General features: G+C 44.0%; 13 protein-coding genes and 1 pseudogene. 7 read left to right on the top strand and 7 right to left on the bottom strand.

Annotated elements, in window-relative coordinates; all coding sequences use genetic code 11:
• Nucleotides 1–73 precede the first annotated feature (73 nt).
• Both lolB and HQR03_RS06085 read right to left on the bottom strand, forming a co-directional pair.
• Nucleotides 74–718: a lipoprotein insertase outer membrane protein LolB gene (lolB, locus tag HQR03_RS06090; protein ID WP_173239539.1), complete on the bottom strand. Its 645-nt coding sequence runs from the start codon at nucleotides 716–718 to the stop codon at nucleotides 74–76.
• Between the two features lie 180 nt (nucleotides 719–898).
• Nucleotides 899–2,872 (bottom strand): tetratricopeptide repeat protein, encoded by a 1,974-nt coding sequence (locus tag HQR03_RS06085; protein ID WP_173239538.1) that lies wholly within the window; start codon nucleotides 2,870–2,872, stop codon nucleotides 899–901.
• Nucleotides 2,873–3,604: 732 nt separating this feature from the next.
• Between HQR03_RS06085 and hemA the strand changes: the two genes are divergently transcribed.
• The 4 genes from hemA (at nucleotide 3,605) to HQR03_RS06065 (ending at nucleotide 7,631) form a co-directional block, all read left to right on the top strand.
• Nucleotides 3,605–4,966, top strand: a complete 1,362-nt coding sequence (hemA, locus tag HQR03_RS06080) for a glutamyl-tRNA reductase (protein ID WP_173239537.1) — start codon at nucleotides 3,605–3,607, stop codon at nucleotides 4,964–4,966.
• A 330-nt stretch (nucleotides 4,967–5,296) separates the two neighbouring features.
• Nucleotides 5,297–6,433, top strand: coding sequence for an aminotransferase class V-fold PLP-dependent enzyme (locus HQR03_RS06075; protein WP_173239536.1), 1,137 nt, complete (start codon nucleotides 5,297–5,299; stop codon nucleotides 6,431–6,433).
• Between the two features lie 242 nt (nucleotides 6,434–6,675).
• Nucleotides 6,676–7,113 (top strand): YeeE/YedE family protein, encoded by a 438-nt coding sequence (locus HQR03_RS06070; RefSeq protein ID WP_173239535.1) that lies wholly within the window; start codon nucleotides 6,676–6,678, stop codon nucleotides 7,111–7,113.
• A 98-nt stretch (nucleotides 7,114–7,211) separates the two neighbouring features.
• Nucleotides 7,212–7,631 carry a DUF6691 family protein gene (locus tag HQR03_RS06065; protein WP_173239534.1) on the top strand — a complete coding sequence of 140 codons (420 nt, stop codon included), beginning with the start codon at nucleotides 7,212–7,214 and terminating at the stop codon, nucleotides 7,629–7,631.
• 258 nt (nucleotides 7,632–7,889) lie between these two features.
• Here HQR03_RS06065 and HQR03_RS06060 read toward each other — a convergent pair whose 3' ends face one another.
• Nucleotides 7,890–9,554, bottom strand: coding sequence for an AMP-binding protein (locus HQR03_RS06060; RefSeq protein WP_173239533.1), 1,665 nt, complete (start codon nucleotides 9,552–9,554; stop codon nucleotides 7,890–7,892).
• Nucleotides 9,555–9,890: 336 nt separating this feature from the next.
• Between HQR03_RS06060 and HQR03_RS06055 the strand changes: the two genes are divergently transcribed.
• Together HQR03_RS06055 and HQR03_RS06050 are read left to right on the top strand one after the other, a co-directional pair.
• Complete coding sequence (locus HQR03_RS06055; RefSeq protein WP_173239532.1) at nucleotides 9,891–12,026, top strand: NADPH-dependent 2,4-dienoyl-CoA reductase; 2,136 nt, start codon at nucleotides 9,891–9,893, stop codon at nucleotides 12,024–12,026.
• 150 nt (nucleotides 12,027–12,176) lie between these two features.
• On the top strand, nucleotides 12,177–13,133 hold the full coding sequence (locus HQR03_RS06050; RefSeq protein WP_101211666.1) for a hypothetical protein: 957 nt from the start codon (nucleotides 12,177–12,179) through the stop codon (nucleotides 13,131–13,133).
• A gap of 110 nt (nucleotides 13,134–13,243) precedes the next feature.
• On the opposite strand, the gene HQR03_RS06045 is transcribed toward HQR03_RS06050, so the two are convergent.
• On the bottom strand, nucleotides 13,244–14,002 hold the full coding sequence (locus HQR03_RS06045; protein WP_173239531.1) for a lysozyme inhibitor LprI family protein: 759 nt from the start codon (nucleotides 14,000–14,002) through the stop codon (nucleotides 13,244–13,246).
• Between the two features lie 165 nt (nucleotides 14,003–14,167).
• On the opposite strand from HQR03_RS06045, the gene HQR03_RS06040 reads away from it, so the two are divergent.
• Nucleotides 14,168–15,370, top strand: a complete 1,203-nt coding sequence (locus HQR03_RS06040) for a serine hydrolase domain-containing protein (protein ID WP_173239530.1) — start codon at nucleotides 14,168–14,170, stop codon at nucleotides 15,368–15,370.
• 25 nt (nucleotides 15,371–15,395) lie between these two features.
• On the opposite strand, the gene HQR03_RS06035 is transcribed toward HQR03_RS06040, so the two are convergent.
• The 3 genes and pseudogenes from HQR03_RS06035 to HQR03_RS06030 all read right to left on the bottom strand — a co-directional run bounded on the left by HQR03_RS06035 (nucleotide 15,396) and on the right by HQR03_RS06030 (nucleotide 16,112).
• Entirely contained in the window at nucleotides 15,396–15,647 is a 252-nt protein-coding gene (locus HQR03_RS06035; RefSeq protein WP_272487613.1) for a tetratricopeptide repeat protein, read from the bottom strand.
• Nucleotides 15,624–15,707: pseudogene (locus HQR03_RS14280) on the bottom strand (SEL1-like repeat protein); the annotation flags it as partial. The pseudogene HQR03_RS14280 and the gene HQR03_RS06035, both read right to left, overlap by 24 nt.
• Nucleotides 15,708–15,737: 30 nt before the next feature.
• On the bottom strand, nucleotides 15,738–16,112 hold the full coding sequence (locus HQR03_RS06030) for a tetratricopeptide repeat protein (protein WP_173239597.1): 375 nt from the start codon (nucleotides 16,110–16,112) through the stop codon (nucleotides 15,738–15,740).
• Nucleotides 16,113–16,306 lie beyond the last annotated feature (194 nt).

The following is a 16,306-nucleotide window of genomic DNA, read 5'->3' as shown; positions in this document are numbered from 1 at the left end:
GTGATGATTTGATAAATGGTTACTGGCTCATCGATAACCGCTTATGGGTTGCCCTGATGACTAATTGGTTGCGTTAATGATTAATAGTCATGACGACTTTATTGCCGTTAGGCTGAACCGCGCTAATCTTCACAGGCAGTTTTTCAGAACCTTTGTAAGTGAAGCTTGCAGTCCATTCGCCGTTGACCGAGCTGACTAAACGGTTCTGCTCATCGAGCTGTGGCGCGCTGTCTGAAGGCGCTGGGTGACCAGAAATCCAGTAGGGCATTTGTGAAATAGGTGCTTGCCAGCCAGTGGCTTTTTTTAGCAGTGTTTCAGGGTCGTCAGCGGTCAATGTGCCGGTTTTTTCACTGACCAAAGTCGCAGTCTGGCCATCATATTCGATATTGGTTTTGCCGATACCGAGCGCACCAATCAGTTCAATAGCAAAGCGGTCGTTTTGCTGACCCCATGCATAAAAGGCGCTACCACCTTGCGCACCATTGCTATCAGTTGCTGGTGTTGTCACCCCAATCTTACCAGTGATGTTAAAGCTCTCAAGTTTCTGTGGTTGCTCGCTGTTTTGCCCTTGAATCATCGTACCTGATTGATGGGTCGCATTGGCGGTTTTTAGAGACTGGCAACCAGAGGTAATGAGCATTGCGGCGGCCATTGCAGAGAGTAGGGCTATCTTATTAGACTTAGGGTTTGGCTTAAAAGACGTGATGGCGACTGACATGATATATCCTCAAAAATAGACAAGTTTGCAAAAGTAATGATGTTCATCAGAGGGTAGCTTAAGCTTTATTTGTTACTCGCTTATACGTGGCTGTTAGCTTCTTATAAGTGCCTTGTAATCATGAATGGGTATTGCCTAAAAAAATAGCTCATCAGCGATAGAGTGTACTAACAACTCAATTTAATACAGCTGTATTCGGTCATTGATATTGCTTTGACCAAATGAGAAACGCTGCTGTAAATCCACCAATAAGGCATCGACCTTTTCATTATTACCCAAGCCTTGATAGGCGCGTAGGAGCAACGTCCCAGAGCGTAGGGTCGGGAAGACATCATAAGGTGTCTGCAAATAATCAATGACTTGCTGATAGTTTTCATTGGCCAAAGCGCTGCCTGCCAAGACGTTGAGCGCTTGTAAGTGCAGTTCATTATCATAGCGTGGGTCATCATACGGGATTTGTATGATGTTGGTTGCGAGCGCCAAGCCTTGCTCAGAGCTACGCTCGTTGGCTAGCAGCAGCTGCGCGTAACTGAGCTGATAGGTTAAGTTGCTCGGATCTAGCGCTTGTAGATGGTTAAGCAGGGTGCGCTTGACGATATAGTCGTTTTGGTCGTCGAGGAGCTGCACGCGCGCGAACAGCAACATTTCATTATCAGGGTATTTGCGGGCAGCCCGCGTCAATAGGCGTAGCGCCTCTTCTGACTCGTTTTGCTGCCATAGTATGTCGGCTTGCATCACATAGGTGTCAGGGGCAAATACACTGAATTGTTTGCGCAATTTTTGTAAGGTAGCGATTGCCGCATCGACATCATCATTAAGCAATTCAAACGCCACGACCTTTCTACGTGCCTCTAACACCAAGTCTTCTTGCATGACACCATTGAGATAGTATTTGGCTTGCTCAAAGCGTTGTTGGCGCTCGGCGCTGATACCCAAATAGTAGTAAGCTTGATCAAGATAGCGTGGGCTTTTTGCCAATATATTGAGTAGTTGGTCAGCGCTATCGTATTCTTCGATATCCAAGCTGACCAAGGCCGCAAGCAGAGTAATCTCGGCGTCATCACTAAAACGATTGTGCGCCGCTAGTAATAGCTGCCACGCTTGCTCGCTTTGTTTCAGATCCAATAAGTAGCGAATCTCATATAGGTATAAGTTTTTGCTGTCGGGGTTACGCAGGCGTGCTTGGCTGAGGTAATTGACCACAGTTTCAGCGGTGACGATTTTGCGCAAGATATCTGCCTTTAGGGTAATAAAAGGCACGTAATCAGGTTGGCGCTCCAAGGCACGATTGATATGGACAATGGCAATCTCAGGCTCATTAAATTGATAGAGTAGACCGGCCTTTAATACCGATAGCGAGGCATTTTGTTCACTATCAAGCGGCTGCAATGCGGCGAGTAGGTCGCGTTTATCAGCATCGGTATTGGGATAGATACCAATCAGGATTTCGCTGAGATCTGCCCGCGGGTCATAACGTAAAATGCGGTTAAGCGTTTCACCCGCTAAGACATAATCATGGGCGCGTAATGCCAAATGCGCGACATAAAACCAAGCCGGTACGTGATCAGGGTTTTGGTCTTGCCAGGTTTTGGCAAACTGTAACGAGTCGCCAATACTTTCATTACGTAGAGATAAACTAAGCGCACGCTCAAAAACGGCGGTCGCATCTTCTTTAAAGGATTGCTGCTTATAGATAGTCACAGCACGGCGTGTATCGTTGCGATCAGCAGCAAATTCTGCGTCCAAAAGCGCATATAAGCTTGGTTCTGTCAGCGTCGGTTGTGCGGCAATCGTCGGTGCTAAGCTATTTACATTTGCTACGCTGGTTACGGTCGTTGTTGACTCATTCTGTGTTGGCTCATTGGCAAATGTATTATCGACATCATAATCCTTGATAGACCATTCGCGATTAGCCGCATCTGTATTCATCATTGCGGCTGAAGGCTGGTTTACTGAGGATTGACTGTTGTGAATATCAGATGGGTCGAGCGAATTGGCCTGAGTGGGTGAGGCTAGGCACAAGCAAATGGCCAACGATAAGGTTAGCTTGTAACGTTGGCATAGACGCTCGATAACGATATTTAATAAAGCACGAAGGCTCAATTGCTCGTTAAGTGCCGGTTGTACTCGAAATAATGATCCAAAAAAAATCATAGATAACTGTGTTCGCCCAATCTTTACCTATTGACAAGGTAACTGTATTTTTATCATCTCAAATCTGAAGACTAAAACTTATATCGATACTGTTTTATATATGACAAATTATGTATGACAAACATTATAAGAGTAGATTGACAACATAAACAATAGTGGCCGTGTTACTCGACTGTCTGTGACTCACGTATCGCTAATGGTGACGTCATTTGATAGGGTAAAGCAACTTAAAGAATCTCGTTTTAGCAGCACTCATAGTCAAAATACCCTAAAAACGCTACGGTATTGCTGATATCAATTTTTTGTAGCTTCTGTCTGCGTAAGCACAGCAAGCAAGAAAAATTGATATCAGCAGCGCGTAATGTATCTATATTATTTTTCACTATCTATAGTCAAAGACCTTTTCAAAAGACTTTCAAAATACGTTACAAATATAATGGCTTAGCGAAGATAAAGCGAATAATCTACTATTTTCCTGACCTTCATCACCAATATATAGACGAAACAACACTATTACCTATAAAAGTCGTCTAGGTAGTTGATTTGTCACTCATGTGCCCAGATACAAGCAAATAGCCAGCATAGGTGAGTGAGTGTTAATTGAAGCCGCAATAATGATATAATAAGCGGTTTTAGGGTTTTCCTTTCAGCGCTGTCGCCCAAAACTGTTTCTTTAAAAACAAGCAGATAGTAGGGCTGGCAGGTGCGCGTCATATTTATGGTCTATCAATAATGAGATTAGTGGTCATTGGGGTCAATCACAAAACTGCACCAGTCGCTCTACGAGAGCGCTTGGCGCTTGTGGGTGACGATGTGAATGTCGCACTGAAACAGCTAGAGGCATTTACCGATGGCAGCGTGATAGTCTCGACCTGTAACCGCACTGAGATTTATGCACTGGTGCCTCAAATTTTAGCTACAGCCCCATCAACAGCGCCGCAAGTTACTGATAAGTCTATACAGGCAAGCGCTAACTTGTCCTCGGCTGCTATCAGCGCTCATATTATCAAAATTAAAAAGTGGTTGGCTGAATTTAAGCAGCTGCCATTGACTGAGGTCGACCCCTATCTATACGTGCACCGTGATACTCATGCTTTGACCCATTGGCTCAGAGTTGCCGCAGGTCTCGATTCTATGATATTGGGTGAGCCGCAAATCCTCGGTCAAATAAAACGCTCTGTCCATCTCGCACAAGATCAAAAAGCCCTAAGCAATCAGCTTGGCTGGATTGTCGATCAAGTCTTTGCTGCTGCCAAACGGGTGCGTAATGAAACCCAAGTCGGTGCGCAAGCGGTGTCCCTTAGCTATGCCGCCGCCAAATTAGTGACGCAAATATTTGATGATTTGCCCAGTCGTACCTTATTGGTGGTCGCGGCAGGTGAGATGAATCGCTTGGTGGCGACTCATATCGCAGGGCTTGGGGTGGGGCGGGTGATTATTTGTAACCGTAATCCTGAGCGTGCTGAAGCATTGGCCGCTGAGCTGCGTAACACTAACCGCCGTGTCGAAGTCAGAACATTACAAGAGCTGCCGCAAGTATTGGGAGAGGCCGATATAGTCAGTAGTTGTAGTGGCAGTATGGATTTGTTGATTGATAAAACCATGACTTTGCAGGCATTAAAGCGTCGTCGTTATCAGCCGATGCTGATGATTGACTTGGCAGTCCCGCGTGATATTGATTCGACCATTAGTCGTATTGATGATGTTTATCTGTACTCTGTCGATGATTTGCAGCACGTGATAGCCGGTAACATCGAGCAGCGCAGGCAGGCGGCAGTTGATGCAGAGTTGCTCGTCAGTCAGTTAGTGGTTGAGATGGATCGCAGCTTTCAGGTGCGTCAAGTGGGCAAGGACATTCAGCAGTATCGTGCGCGTACGCATGACCAAGTGGACAAACTCCTGCATGAGTCCATTGCTAAATTACAGCAAGACAATGCCAGTCCAGAGGACATCATAACCGAGCTGTCACGTCGTCTGACGCAGACGCTGACCCATGCACCGTCTAAGCTGATGCGCAAAGCTGCCCGTGAAGGGGACAGTGAGTTGCTAGACTTTGTGGTTTCAGGGCTAAAAGATACCAATCGTCGACGTTGATGAGCGCCGCATTTACCAATAAACAGTCAACAGTGCAAGTCATATCATTGCCTAGACGTATCGTTGTCAACCCTCGGTATCAGTGCTAATATCAAGCTCTCATTAATTAAATGGTTTGGATTAAGATACCGTACTGGTGTTCGCTAAGCGTGTGGCTATGAATATATTGGCTTAGTGTTTATAGGCTTTATCAATATTCATTTTTAGCCTATTTAGTCGCTTTCTGGTTTCTTATCCGGTATTAATACCTAAGCTTTATCCATATTTGGATATGGCTGTACTGAGACTTAAGCGCCATCAAATTATCTAACCATAAACTAGGAGCGTTCCATGACTGCATTACGTCAAGATATTGATCCAAATGGCCTATTAGAATATTCAGTGGTTTACACTGACCGCGCCCTTAACCATATGTCCAAAGTCTTTCAACAAGTAATGAACGACTTATCTAGTGAGCTAAAGTCAGTCTATAACGCCGATGCCGTTGCTATCGTGCCGGGTTCTGGCACTTATGGGATGGAAGCTGTCGCGCGTCAATTGGCAAAGGATGAAGATTGTCTGATTATCCGTAATGGCTGGTTTAGCTATCGTTGGACGCAAATCTTAGAAAAAGGCAACATTGCTAAGTCATCGACGGTATTAACCGCTGATCGTACGGAAGATACGGAAGCGCCAGAGCCATTTACACCAGTCGATATCGACGTCGCTGTAGTAAAAATCAAAGAACAAAAACCCGCCATTGTCTTTGCTCCGCACGTCGAAACTTCAGCTGGCATCATTTTACCAGATGACTATATCAAAGCATTGGGCGAAGCCGTCCATAGCGTTGGTGGCTTATTAGTCATCGATTGCATCGCATCAGGTTGTGTATGGCTCGATATGAAAGCCTTGGGCATTGACGTACTCATCAGCGCGCCACAAAAAGGCTGGAGCAGCACCCCTTGTGCTGGTTTGGTGATGCTAAGTGATGCTGCAGTCAAAAAAGTCGAGAGCACAGAATCTGATAGCTTTAGTCTCGATCTTAAGCAATGGTTAAACATCATGCGCGCCTATGAAAATGGTGGTCATGCTTACCATGCAACGATGCCAACCGATGGCCTGCGTCAGTTCCGCGATACTATTAATGAGGCCAAAGAAGTTGGCTTCGACAAACTGTCTGAGGCGCAGTGGGAGCTTGGCAACCGTATTCGTAAAGTACTAGAAGACAAAGGCGTCGAAAGCGTTGCGGCAAAAGGTTTTGAAGCGCCAGGCGTTGTGGTGGCTTACACTGAGCGTGATGACATGCATAAAGGTAGTGCCTTTGCTGAGGCGGGCTTGCAAATCGCTGCTGGCGTACCGCTAAAAGTTGGCGAGCCAGAAAATTTTAAAACCTTCCGTTTGGGTCTATTCGGTTTAGATAAATTGACAGGCGTTGATGGTGCGGTACAACGCTTTGAAAGCGCGCTTGATAAAGTATTGGCGAAATAGTACCTATCCAAAAAATATGATTATCTGCGTAAAACTTACTTAGCCTACTTGGTGTAGTGCTTACGCTTGTTTTACTTACTACTCAAATTTTTGCAAAAGGTATGTTCAACTTAAAAATACTGAGCCTTTATAACAATAGGTTCAGTATTTTTTTTACCTTTTTATTATATTTTATAATATAATGTTTTTTTATAAAATGATTTTAAAGTTATTTTGGATGAAAATAAGCTTAGGTAAATATTATGAATATACAAATAGACTGGCAAGCATTTACGCCTATCTCCTTAGTGGGTGGTCTGATACTGGGTGTAGCGACAGTTATTCTACTATTAGGTATTGGGCGTATCGCTGGTGTCAGTGGTATTTTCTCAAATCTGCTGAAACCCAAGCAGGTAGAGATGTGGCAGGTATTGTTCATAGTTGGCATGGTTGTCTCACCGATACTATATAGTCTAGGAAGACCGTTACCTGATGTAGAGATGAGTACCTCTTTGCCATTATTAATTGGGGCAGGATTGCTGGTCGGCTTCGGTACGCGTTTGGGCTCAGGCTGTACCAGCGGTCATGGAATCTGCGGTAATGCACGCCTGTCACCACGCTCGATGGTAGCAACAGTAACCTTTATGCTCTTTGGTGTTATGACGGTTTATCTTGGTCGGCATGTCTTAGGCATGATTTAAATAGCTCATAGGCGGCACGTTGCTCAGGCGGCGTTAATACTATTTATAAAAGCTGCTTATAACAGCTTGGATTAACATGTTAAGTGCGAGACACAATAATGCTAAAAAATATAATTGGATTACTGGCTGGGCTATTATTTGGCTTGGGGCTGCTGATATCAGGCATGACTGATCCTGTGAAAGTCCAAGGATTCTTGGACGTTTTTGGTGCATGGGATATTTCTCTAGCACTGGTGATGGGTGGCGGATTGATAGTGGCAATGGTCGGCGTGCAATTCGCTAAGCGCCAAAAGAATAGCTGGATTGGCACCTTAATCGAGATGCCAACTAAAACTGATATTAATAAGAAGTTGCTAGTCGGGGCGATGCTCTTTGGTATCGGCTGGGGCTTGGTGGGTATTTGCCCAGGACCGGGTATCGTGCTACTTGGGACAGGACAATGGCAGGCCTATGTCTTTATCCCAGCGATGATCGTCGGCATGCTAGTTTATCAATGGCTTGAACCTAAGCTTGATTAGTCGTTTGGTTATAGTCAGTCCTAAATAAAATCAGTACCAGTATTATAACGCGCTACTGATATTAATTTTCCTTGCTTGCTGTGCCTATGCAGACAGAGGCTGCGCAAAATTAATACCAGTAGCTCTGTGTTCATGTTATGGCGGACCGCCTATAATAATAAGTTTTATGTTTTTAATTAAAGAAAAGAGGGTCAGCCTAATGATTAGACTGACCCTTTTTTATGCACGTTGCTCAAAGCGCAAGTTTCTCAAAAGCTATTATTTAGTACTGGCCGTGACTTTAGGCGTTTCATGTGCCAATGATTTGGCGGCTTGACGCAGCTCAAACTTCTGTACTTTACCCGTGCTGGTCTTAGGTATTTCGGCAAACACGATATATTTAGGGACTTTAAAACCAGCGAGATGCTGCTTACAATGCTCTATAACGGTATCACGCTGTAAGGTGCTGCCAGCATAAATCTCGATAAAGGCAACGGGAACTTCGCCCCATTTATCATGCGGTGCGGCGACAACGGCACAGCTTTGAATTTCTGGCATTTTATATAGGATGTTTTCGACTTCAATACTAGAGATGTTTTCACCGCCGGAGATAATAACGTCTTTAAGCCTGTCCATGATTTTGATATAGCCATCGGGGTATTTTACGCCCAAATCACCGGTGCGAAACCAGCCGTCAGCAAAGGCGACTTCGGTTGCTTTGCGGCTTTTTAGATAACCTTTCATCACCATATTGCCACGCAGGGCCAGCTCGCCCATTTCTTCGCCATCGGCTTTGACTGGCTCTATCGTACCTTGCTTAAACACATCAAAGCCGCTCATCAAGTGAGAAGCTACGCCTTGGCGCGATTTCTTTTGTGCACGCGCGGTAATATCAAGGTCGCTCCATTCTTCTTGTTCAGCGCAGACAGTCACTGGCCCATATACTTCGGTCAGGCCGTAAGTATGAGTAATATCGAAACCCATCGCTTCCATCTTTGCTAGCATAGTCTCAGATGGCGGCGCACCGGCAACCCAGCCCTTAACCTTATGGGTAATCGCTTGTTGATACTCCGGTTTACCGCCAGCAATCATATTGTGAACGATAGGCGCTGAACAATAATGGCTGACTTTATGCTTAGCAATTAGCTGCAAAATTAAATCAGCGTCAATCTTACGCAAGCAGACATTGACCCCAGCACGCTCAGCGATCGTCCATGGGAAACACCAACCATTACAATGAAACAATGGCAGCGTCCACAGATACATGGGGTGCTTAGGCATATCCCAATCTAAAATATTAGAGAGCGCATTGAGCGTCGCACCGCGATGATGATAGACCACCCCTTTGGGTTTACCCGTGGTACCAGAGGTATAATTGAGGGCAATGGCATCCCATTCGTCTAATGGTTTTTCCCAATTGTCTAAACTGTCGGAGCTGGCAAGTAGCTCGTCATAAGTCATTTGCCCAAAATGCTCGGTATCGACAGCAGCATCGGTTGCATGAATGATGATTAAGTTAGGAAAAGTTTCGTCAATTATCTCAGCATGCTCAGCAAATTCGCTGTCTAAAATTAAGACTTTGGCCTCTGAATGTTGTAAACAAAAGGTCAGCGCGTTGATATCGAGACGGGTATTTAAGGTGCAAAGCACCCCGCCTGACATCGGCACACCAAACGCGCACTCGACCATCGCTGGCGTGTTTGGCATCATAACCGCAACGGTATCGTTTTTATCAATGCCCAATTTACGCAGACCATCCGCCAGTTGTCTGCAACGATCGTAAGTCTGTTGCCAGCTTTGGGTCAGATTATTATGTTCTAGGTCGTCATAGATGATGGCGGTTTTGTCAGGATAAACCTGCGCGCTGCGAATAATAAAATCTATAGGAGTAAGCGGTTGGTAGTTGGCAGCATTTTTGCCCAGACCCGTATGAAAGTCAGTCATGTTGATAATCCTTTATCGTCGTTCTAGTATGCAGTGAGGCAATATGTATTGAAACTACTGTAGCAGTAACTGTTAAGTATAGACAGTCACAAGCAAAAATTCAGCGGGTTTTGTGGCGTTTTTTTAACCATTTACCAGCAAGATCCTTTCTAAAAGAAGTCACTTATTTCTAAAAGATGTCACTTAGCGCTGTTATTAGCTTAGTGTTCACTGATCAGTCGTTTGTCTGCATAGCTGATAATAATGGCGGTGTGTTACGATAGCGGTAACGCTAAATCCCATAGCATCACTATTCTCACGAAACACTCCCAGCAAATTATTCATAAGGAAAATGATATGACCGCCAGCCGCACTGCCAATACGATTGACACCGCCAGCACCAACGAACACTATCCGCATTTATTTGAGCCGTTAGATTTGGGCTTTACCACGCTTAAAAACCGCATGGTTATGGGCTCGATGCACACAGGGCTTGAAGACCGTTTTTATAATTACGGTAAGCTGGCAGCATACTTCGCAGAGCGTGCCAAAGGCGGCGTGGCGATGATGATTACGGGTGGTATTGCGCCCAATCGCGAAGGCTGGTTGTCGCCTGTTGGTGGCACGATGAACAGTAAAGCTGACGTGATTAATCATCAGCGTGTCACTCGTGCAGCGCATAAACATGACAGCAAAATCATTATGCAAATCTTGCACAGTGGTCGTTATGGCTATCAGCCATTTGTGGTGTCATCAAGCCCGATTAAGTCACCAATCTCGCCATTTAAACCCCGTAAGATGAGCATCAAAAACATCGAGCAAACGGTCGAAGACTATGCTCGCTCTGCAAAATTGGCTAAGCAGGCGGGTTATGATGGTGTTGAAATCATGGGCTCAGAAGGATATTTGCTGAATCAGTTTTTATCGCGTCATGTCAATAAACGAACGGACGAGTATGGCGGTGACATTCAAAATCGTATGAAATTCGCTGTTGATATCGTCAAAGCAGTACGCGCGGCGACTGGTGAAGATTTTATTATCCTGTTTCGTTTGTCAGTCATTGATTTGGTCAAAGACGGCAACGTCATGGATGAAGTTATCATCGTTGCCAAGGCGCTAGAAGAAGCGGGTGTAACCATCATGAATACGGGTATCGGCTGGCATGAAGCCCGTGTACCGACTATCGTAACCAGCGTACCGCGTGCCGCTTTTGTGGACTTTACCGCTGAAATTAAAAAGCATATCACTATTCCGATGATGGCGGCCAACCGTATTAACATGCCCGATACGGCTGAAGAGATTGTCGCCAGTGGTCAGGCGGACATGATTCAAATGGCGCGTCCATTTTTAGCCGATGCCCATTGGGTCAACAAAGCCAAAAATGGTCAATCCGATCGCATTAATACTTGTATCGCTTGTAACCAAGCTTGCCTCGACCATACTTTTGCCAATAAACGCTCGACGTGTTTGGTCAACCCCCAAGCCTGCTACGAGACGGAATTGGTCTATAAGAAAACTAAAAAACCTAAAAAGGTCGCCGTCATCGGTGGCGGTGTCGCGGGCATGTCAGCGGCGCACGTTGCCGCGCTACGTGGGCATGACGTTACCTTATTTGAAGCAAAAGACATCTTAGGCGGACAGTTTAATTACGCCAAAGTCATCCCTGGTAAAGAAGAATTCTTTGAGACCATTCGCTACTATATCAATGAGCTTGAGCACTTAGGCGTGGAGATTAAGCTCAATACCAAAGTCGATAAAGCCATGCTTGAGAAAGCCAAGTTCCATCATGTCATCGTTGCGACAGGCGTAGTACCAAGAAGCTTAGAAGGCAAGCTAGAAGGTGCTGAGCTGCCACAAGTGATGAGCTATGCCGAATTGCTCTCTGGTGAAAAATCAGTCGGCGATACGGTGGCAGTCATCGGCGCTGGCGGTATTGGCTTCGATGTCAGCGAATATCTAACCGCGCGTCATGGTCAGCCTTTAGATGAGCTCGGCCCTGAGACCTTAAAAGACCCAAGCTACCGCCCTGAGCCGCAGTCTATCAGCGAGTGGCGCGCAGAGTGGGGCGTCACTGACGATACTAACTATCAAAGCGATGGCGGTTTAATCCGTCCTGAAGGCATCAAGCCAATTCGCCAAGTGTATCTGATGCAGCGCACCAAAGGCCGCTTAGGCGCAGGTCTCAATAAAACCTCTGGCTGGGTGCATCGCGCCCACATCAAGTCGCACGGCGTCATCCAAGTGGCGGGCGTTCAGTACGAAAAAATCACCAACGAGGGCATTTGGGTCACCAATCCGCAAGGCCAAAGCCAGCTGCTGCGTGTCGATAGCGTGGTCGTCTGTGCCGGTCAAGAGTCGGTGGTTGAGCTGATGCCAAATGTTGGCGATGCGCCAGACGCGCAATATCATTTGATTGGTGGGGCGAAACTGGCTGCTGAACTGGATGCTAAACGTGCCATTCGTGATGGGGCAGAGGTTGCGGCGAGTATTTGAGGGTTTGATTTTTTGTAGTGAATACAGAAACGGCGAGATTAATTATCTTGCCGTTTTTTTTGTTAGATAATATACACTTGCTCAGTATATAGATGATCGCAAAAAGTTATATTTGTCTTTAAATAACTATTTGGGTAAAGGATAAGAGGTATGAGAAAAGAAAACTTTCAATTTGGTGACGTAAATTTTAAATGGGGTGACAAGTTAGCTGACGTTAAGTCTCAACTCCCTGAGAAAGATACGATAACTCTTTCTGATGAGGTAAGTTACATGCCTGAAGTAGTCACCATAAAACTACCTAATTTTTGGACTCTTAATGTTGCTCACTGTCATTTTAGTGCAGTAGATGATGACCGACTGATTGATTCAATATGGATTAATATTCCAGCACAACTGATAAATAGGCAACAAGTTATTAAAAAGCTTATAGCCTATTTAGGACAAGGGTCAGACTATTCCTCCGATAGCCATTACTATAGTGATAATGTAGTAGAACACTGTGAATGGGTATTTGATAATTGTAGGATCAGCGTCAGTATGTATGGTGGCGTAAGAGAGGAAGACGATGAAAGAATTATTGGCTGTTTGTCAATATGGTTGACTGACGTAGGGCTTTTAGATGCCTTATATTCAAAGCCCATAAGAGATATGGAAGCTAAAATGGCGGATCAAATGGTTCTTAGCTCTATTGAGTCCTTCCAGACGAAGCAGGCACAAGATATGCGACGATCAAGGGAAAGAGATATGTTCTCAGATTATCCCGCTGACTTTGTTGTCCGAGCATTTGATGGACTACATAAAGAAGCCCTTTTTCAGACCCCATTAGCGATACGATCAAGCATAACTGAATCTCAAATTTGTACGTGGCAATCTTTAGCAGGAGATTATTATCTGTCGGAATATTGGCAAACGGTAAAACTAGAAAAAGATCTTAACTGTAGTTGGAATAACCTGCTACCCACCAAGTTTGGTGGTGTCTGCTATGTCTCGATAGGAGGTTTAGTGATTACTGACGAGCATAGTAGACCTGAGACTAAAGTATTTATTAAGCATCTCGAAAAGATACTGGAGACTAAAATTAAATGTAGAGAAAGTTATAGCGATTAGCAAGCGTAGGCTGGGTTTTTAACCCCGCGTTTTGACTTAATATTTTTAATTTCAATATAGATAAAGTTTAGCTTATCGTTGCTCCGAAAGTTCGAACAGACAAACTCTTTTTACTCACGTTCTAATACAATACCGTCAAAATAACCTCGCATACCACAATGCCGCTCTCTAAATTGATTATCAGGATCTGTTAACACTAACTGCGTTTTGCCTTTATGAGATGCTGGGTATAAATGCAATTCAGTAGCTTCGTTTTGCTGCTCATCACTGATAACCCAGTGATTCTGTGACCATGTTGCCTTACTAACTTCAATCTCACAGGTATGCGCATTGGTAAAAATTAAAACGCCTTCAATTATGGCAAGGTAAGGCTTGTTAGCGACTTTATGAATGGATATAGAGTTTTCAGCTTCTTCGGCATCATCCCAACGCTCAGTATCTGGATTATACATTGAGATTTGAGTAGACTCTGAAAATTTACCAAACGCATTTTTGCTAGGTAAATCGGAACGATTCGGCTTGCTTGAATCACTTTTAGACAAAGCATCATGACTTTTTTCTTCAATATACTCTTTATACTCACGGATAAGACACGATGTATCTTTACAGGTATTACGTTGGAACTTTAGCCATGTTCGTTGCTCATAAATCACCCAATCTTTACTGTCTTTATCATTTGACTCGTTAATGAGATCATTTTTATATTTCTTTGTCATCGCTTCATCAAGCTTGGATAGCTCAGTGCTTTCGCAAATGGTTTTTTCTACCCAAGTAGTCGCTTTTTTACAATCAAAACTTGCTGAATTTGCATAAGTAGATAGTAGACAAACACCTAAAGTGGTAATGATAGCTACGGCTGATTTTTTCATGTTATTCTCATCGTTTAATGCTTAATTTCGAAAATTGATACTATTGTTCTAAAGCTGAATATGAATATAGCATTGTCACTATTAAATAACCTATAAATGCTACGCTAAACCTATCAGCAACACTCAATCGTACTCATCACTCACGCCATAAAAAAGGATTTTATAATGGTAGTGTTAAAGACCCTGTTTAAATGGATCGTTTTGCCTATTGTAGCGCTACTCATTATTATCAGCTTAGGCTTAGTGGTGACAGGCAACGCTTATATTTTTCGTGGCTTACAGCTCACTTATCTGAAAGGTGAAAATACCGCCAATATCGATGATTATATCGATTTTGATAACCGTACTATCCGCGCAAAAGATACTATTGAATGGGACAAAGATGCTAACTTTGGGCAAGTCAAACTTACGCCTACCTTGAAAAATGCTTTGGATACTGACGAAACCGTTGCCTTTGCCATTATCAAAGATGGCAAGCTGCTGTACGAAAATTATTGGCAAGGTTACAGTGCCGACTCGCATACCAACAGCTTCTCGATGGCAAAAACCGTCACCACCATGCTGTATCTCAAAGCCGTGGAAGATGGCTATATATCAAGCGTTGATGAGCCAATTACCAAGTGGCTACCTGAATATGCGGATAACAAGTATGCGCAAAATTGTACCCTTGCTGATTTCTCAGCGATGACTTCTGGCTACGATTGGACCGAGGATTACTACTTCCCAATTAACCCCACTGCAGAATCCTATTATGGTCATGACTTGGTCAAGCAAATGGTCAATCGTGACTTTGTTGAGCCTTGTGTTGACCAGTTTGAATACTCGTCCGGCGATACACAAATGCTCGGTATTGCTCTATCACGTGCTTTAGAGCCGCATGGCTATACCATCTCTAGTTATCTAGAAGAGAAGTTTTGGCAACCACTCGGTATGCAAGGTGACGCTTATTGGTCGCTTGATGGCTCAGAGAGCATCGAAAAAGTATATTGCTGTCTCAATGCCAGCGCTTTAGATTTTGCCAAATTTGGGCAGCTATTATTAAACGGTGGCGAGTGGCAAGGCGAGCAGCTACTCAGTAAAGAACATGTTAAGTTTATGATTACGCCCAATGCCGCAGCATTTGCAGACGGGCAAGCGCAAGTTTACGGTCATTCGGTGTGGACGGATATGGACAGTCCGATTCCGTTTTATGCCATGCTGGGTCATTTAGGTCAGAGAGTATTAGTGCTGCCCGAAGAGAACGTAATTATCGTCAGACTTGGCAAGCAGAAAGGTTTGCCCACACCAATAGAGGGATTTCATTTAGAGCCAGATTTGGGTCAGTATGTCAGTGAGGTAAAAATGATTTTGGATGGGTTAGCGGAGTGAGGGGATTGTTAGACATTTCGTAAAATTAATGGCTCATATCTTCAATATCACCTAATGTGAGACCAGTTTCTTGGGTGCTGTAGATAGTGATGCCTGTATCATCGATTTTATCATTCATGACCAATCTACCAATGCGATTACTGGCTTCTTGATTGCCTTGGTCGGCAGATTTTTTGTACCATTCAAAAGCTTCGTCATAGCCGTTTTCATAAAGATTGCCAATATTGTTTTGAGCATCAAAAGATCCATTATCAGCAGCTAATACATACCACTCCATTGCTTTTTGGTAATCTTGCTCAACACCACTACCTTCATAATACATAATGCCTATACGATATTGAGCATCAGAAACTCCTTGGTTAGCAGCTCACTGAACCCACTCAAATGCTTTGTGATAATCTTGATCTACACCAATACCTTCATAATACATAATACCTAGATAATGTTTAGCAGGTGCGTAGCCTTGATCGGCAGCTTTTTGAAACAGTTTAAAAGCTTTGTCATCATCTTCAGGAACTGAGTCGCCCTCGTAGTAGGCTAGCCCAAGTTTGTATATCTCGGTAGGGGTGCTTTGATTTGATAATATAGGTGTGTTTGATGATTCCGCTGAGCAAGCAGAAGTTATTAAGCTACTGGATAGCATTGTGGCTATTAGTAAAGACTGAATTAAAGGCGTGATGTTTTTTTGATACATTGAAATCTTATTCGAAATTATATATTTAATAGGGTGATTTGTACTCATTTGCTTATAGGTTTTACCTTTTAGTACTAGTGTGTAACCTAGTTACTCTGTTCGAGTGAAGGCTTATGATAATACATAGGGTTCGGAGTTTTTCAAGGTAGTTGTCACCATAAGCCGAATTAAGCGGCTTTTAATCTTTGCTGTTGTTGCTCTTTTACAGGATTTAGTGTTGTCGGACCCACAGGCTTACAGTT

This window comes from Psychrobacter okhotskensis, from assembly GCF_013248965.1.
Classification (GTDB): Bacteria; Pseudomonadota; Gammaproteobacteria; order Pseudomonadales; family Moraxellaceae; genus Psychrobacter; species Psychrobacter okhotskensis.
The sequence above is the reverse complement of the archived record's forward strand: the minus strand, read 5'-3'. Positions and strand labels throughout refer to the sequence as shown.

Excerpts from the sequence above, each read along its gene's own strand:
- lolB (WP_173239539.1), bottom strand. The coding sequence starts at position 718 with ATGTCAGTCGCCATCACGTCTTTTAAGCCAAACCCTAAGTCTAATAAG.
- HQR03_RS06085 (WP_173239538.1), bottom strand. The coding sequence starts at position 2,872 with ATGATTTTTTTTGGATCATTATTTCGAGTACAACCGGCACTTAACGAG.
- hemA (WP_173239537.1), top strand. The coding sequence starts at position 3,605 with ATGAGATTAGTGGTCATTGGGGTCAATCACAAAACTGCACCAGTCGCT.
- HQR03_RS06075 (WP_173239536.1), top strand. The coding sequence starts at position 5,297 with ATGACTGCATTACGTCAAGATATTGATCCAAATGGCCTATTAGAATAT.
- HQR03_RS06070 (WP_173239535.1), top strand. The coding sequence starts at position 6,676 with ATGAATATACAAATAGACTGGCAAGCATTTACGCCTATCTCCTTAGTG.
- HQR03_RS06065 (WP_173239534.1), top strand. The coding sequence starts at position 7,212 with ATGCTAAAAAATATAATTGGATTACTGGCTGGGCTATTATTTGGCTTG.
- HQR03_RS06060 (WP_173239533.1), bottom strand. The coding sequence starts at position 9,554 with ATGACTGACTTTCATACGGGTCTGGGCAAAAATGCTGCCAACTACCAA.
- HQR03_RS06055 (WP_173239532.1), top strand. The coding sequence starts at position 9,891 with ATGACCGCCAGCCGCACTGCCAATACGATTGACACCGCCAGCACCAAC.
- HQR03_RS06050 (WP_101211666.1), top strand. The coding sequence starts at position 12,177 with ATGAGAAAAGAAAACTTTCAATTTGGTGACGTAAATTTTAAATGGGGT.
- HQR03_RS06045 (WP_173239531.1), bottom strand. The coding sequence starts at position 14,002 with ATGAAAAAATCAGCCGTAGCTATCATTACCACTTTAGGTGTTTGTCTA.
- HQR03_RS06040 (WP_173239530.1), top strand. The coding sequence starts at position 14,168 with ATGGTAGTGTTAAAGACCCTGTTTAAATGGATCGTTTTGCCTATTGTA.
- HQR03_RS06035 (WP_272487613.1), bottom strand. The coding sequence starts at position 15,647 with ATGGAGTGGTATGTATTAGCTGCTGATAATGGATCTTTTGATGCTCAA.
- HQR03_RS06030 (WP_173239597.1), bottom strand. The coding sequence starts at position 16,112 with ATGAGTACAAATCACCCTATTAAATATATAATTTCGAATAAGATTTCA.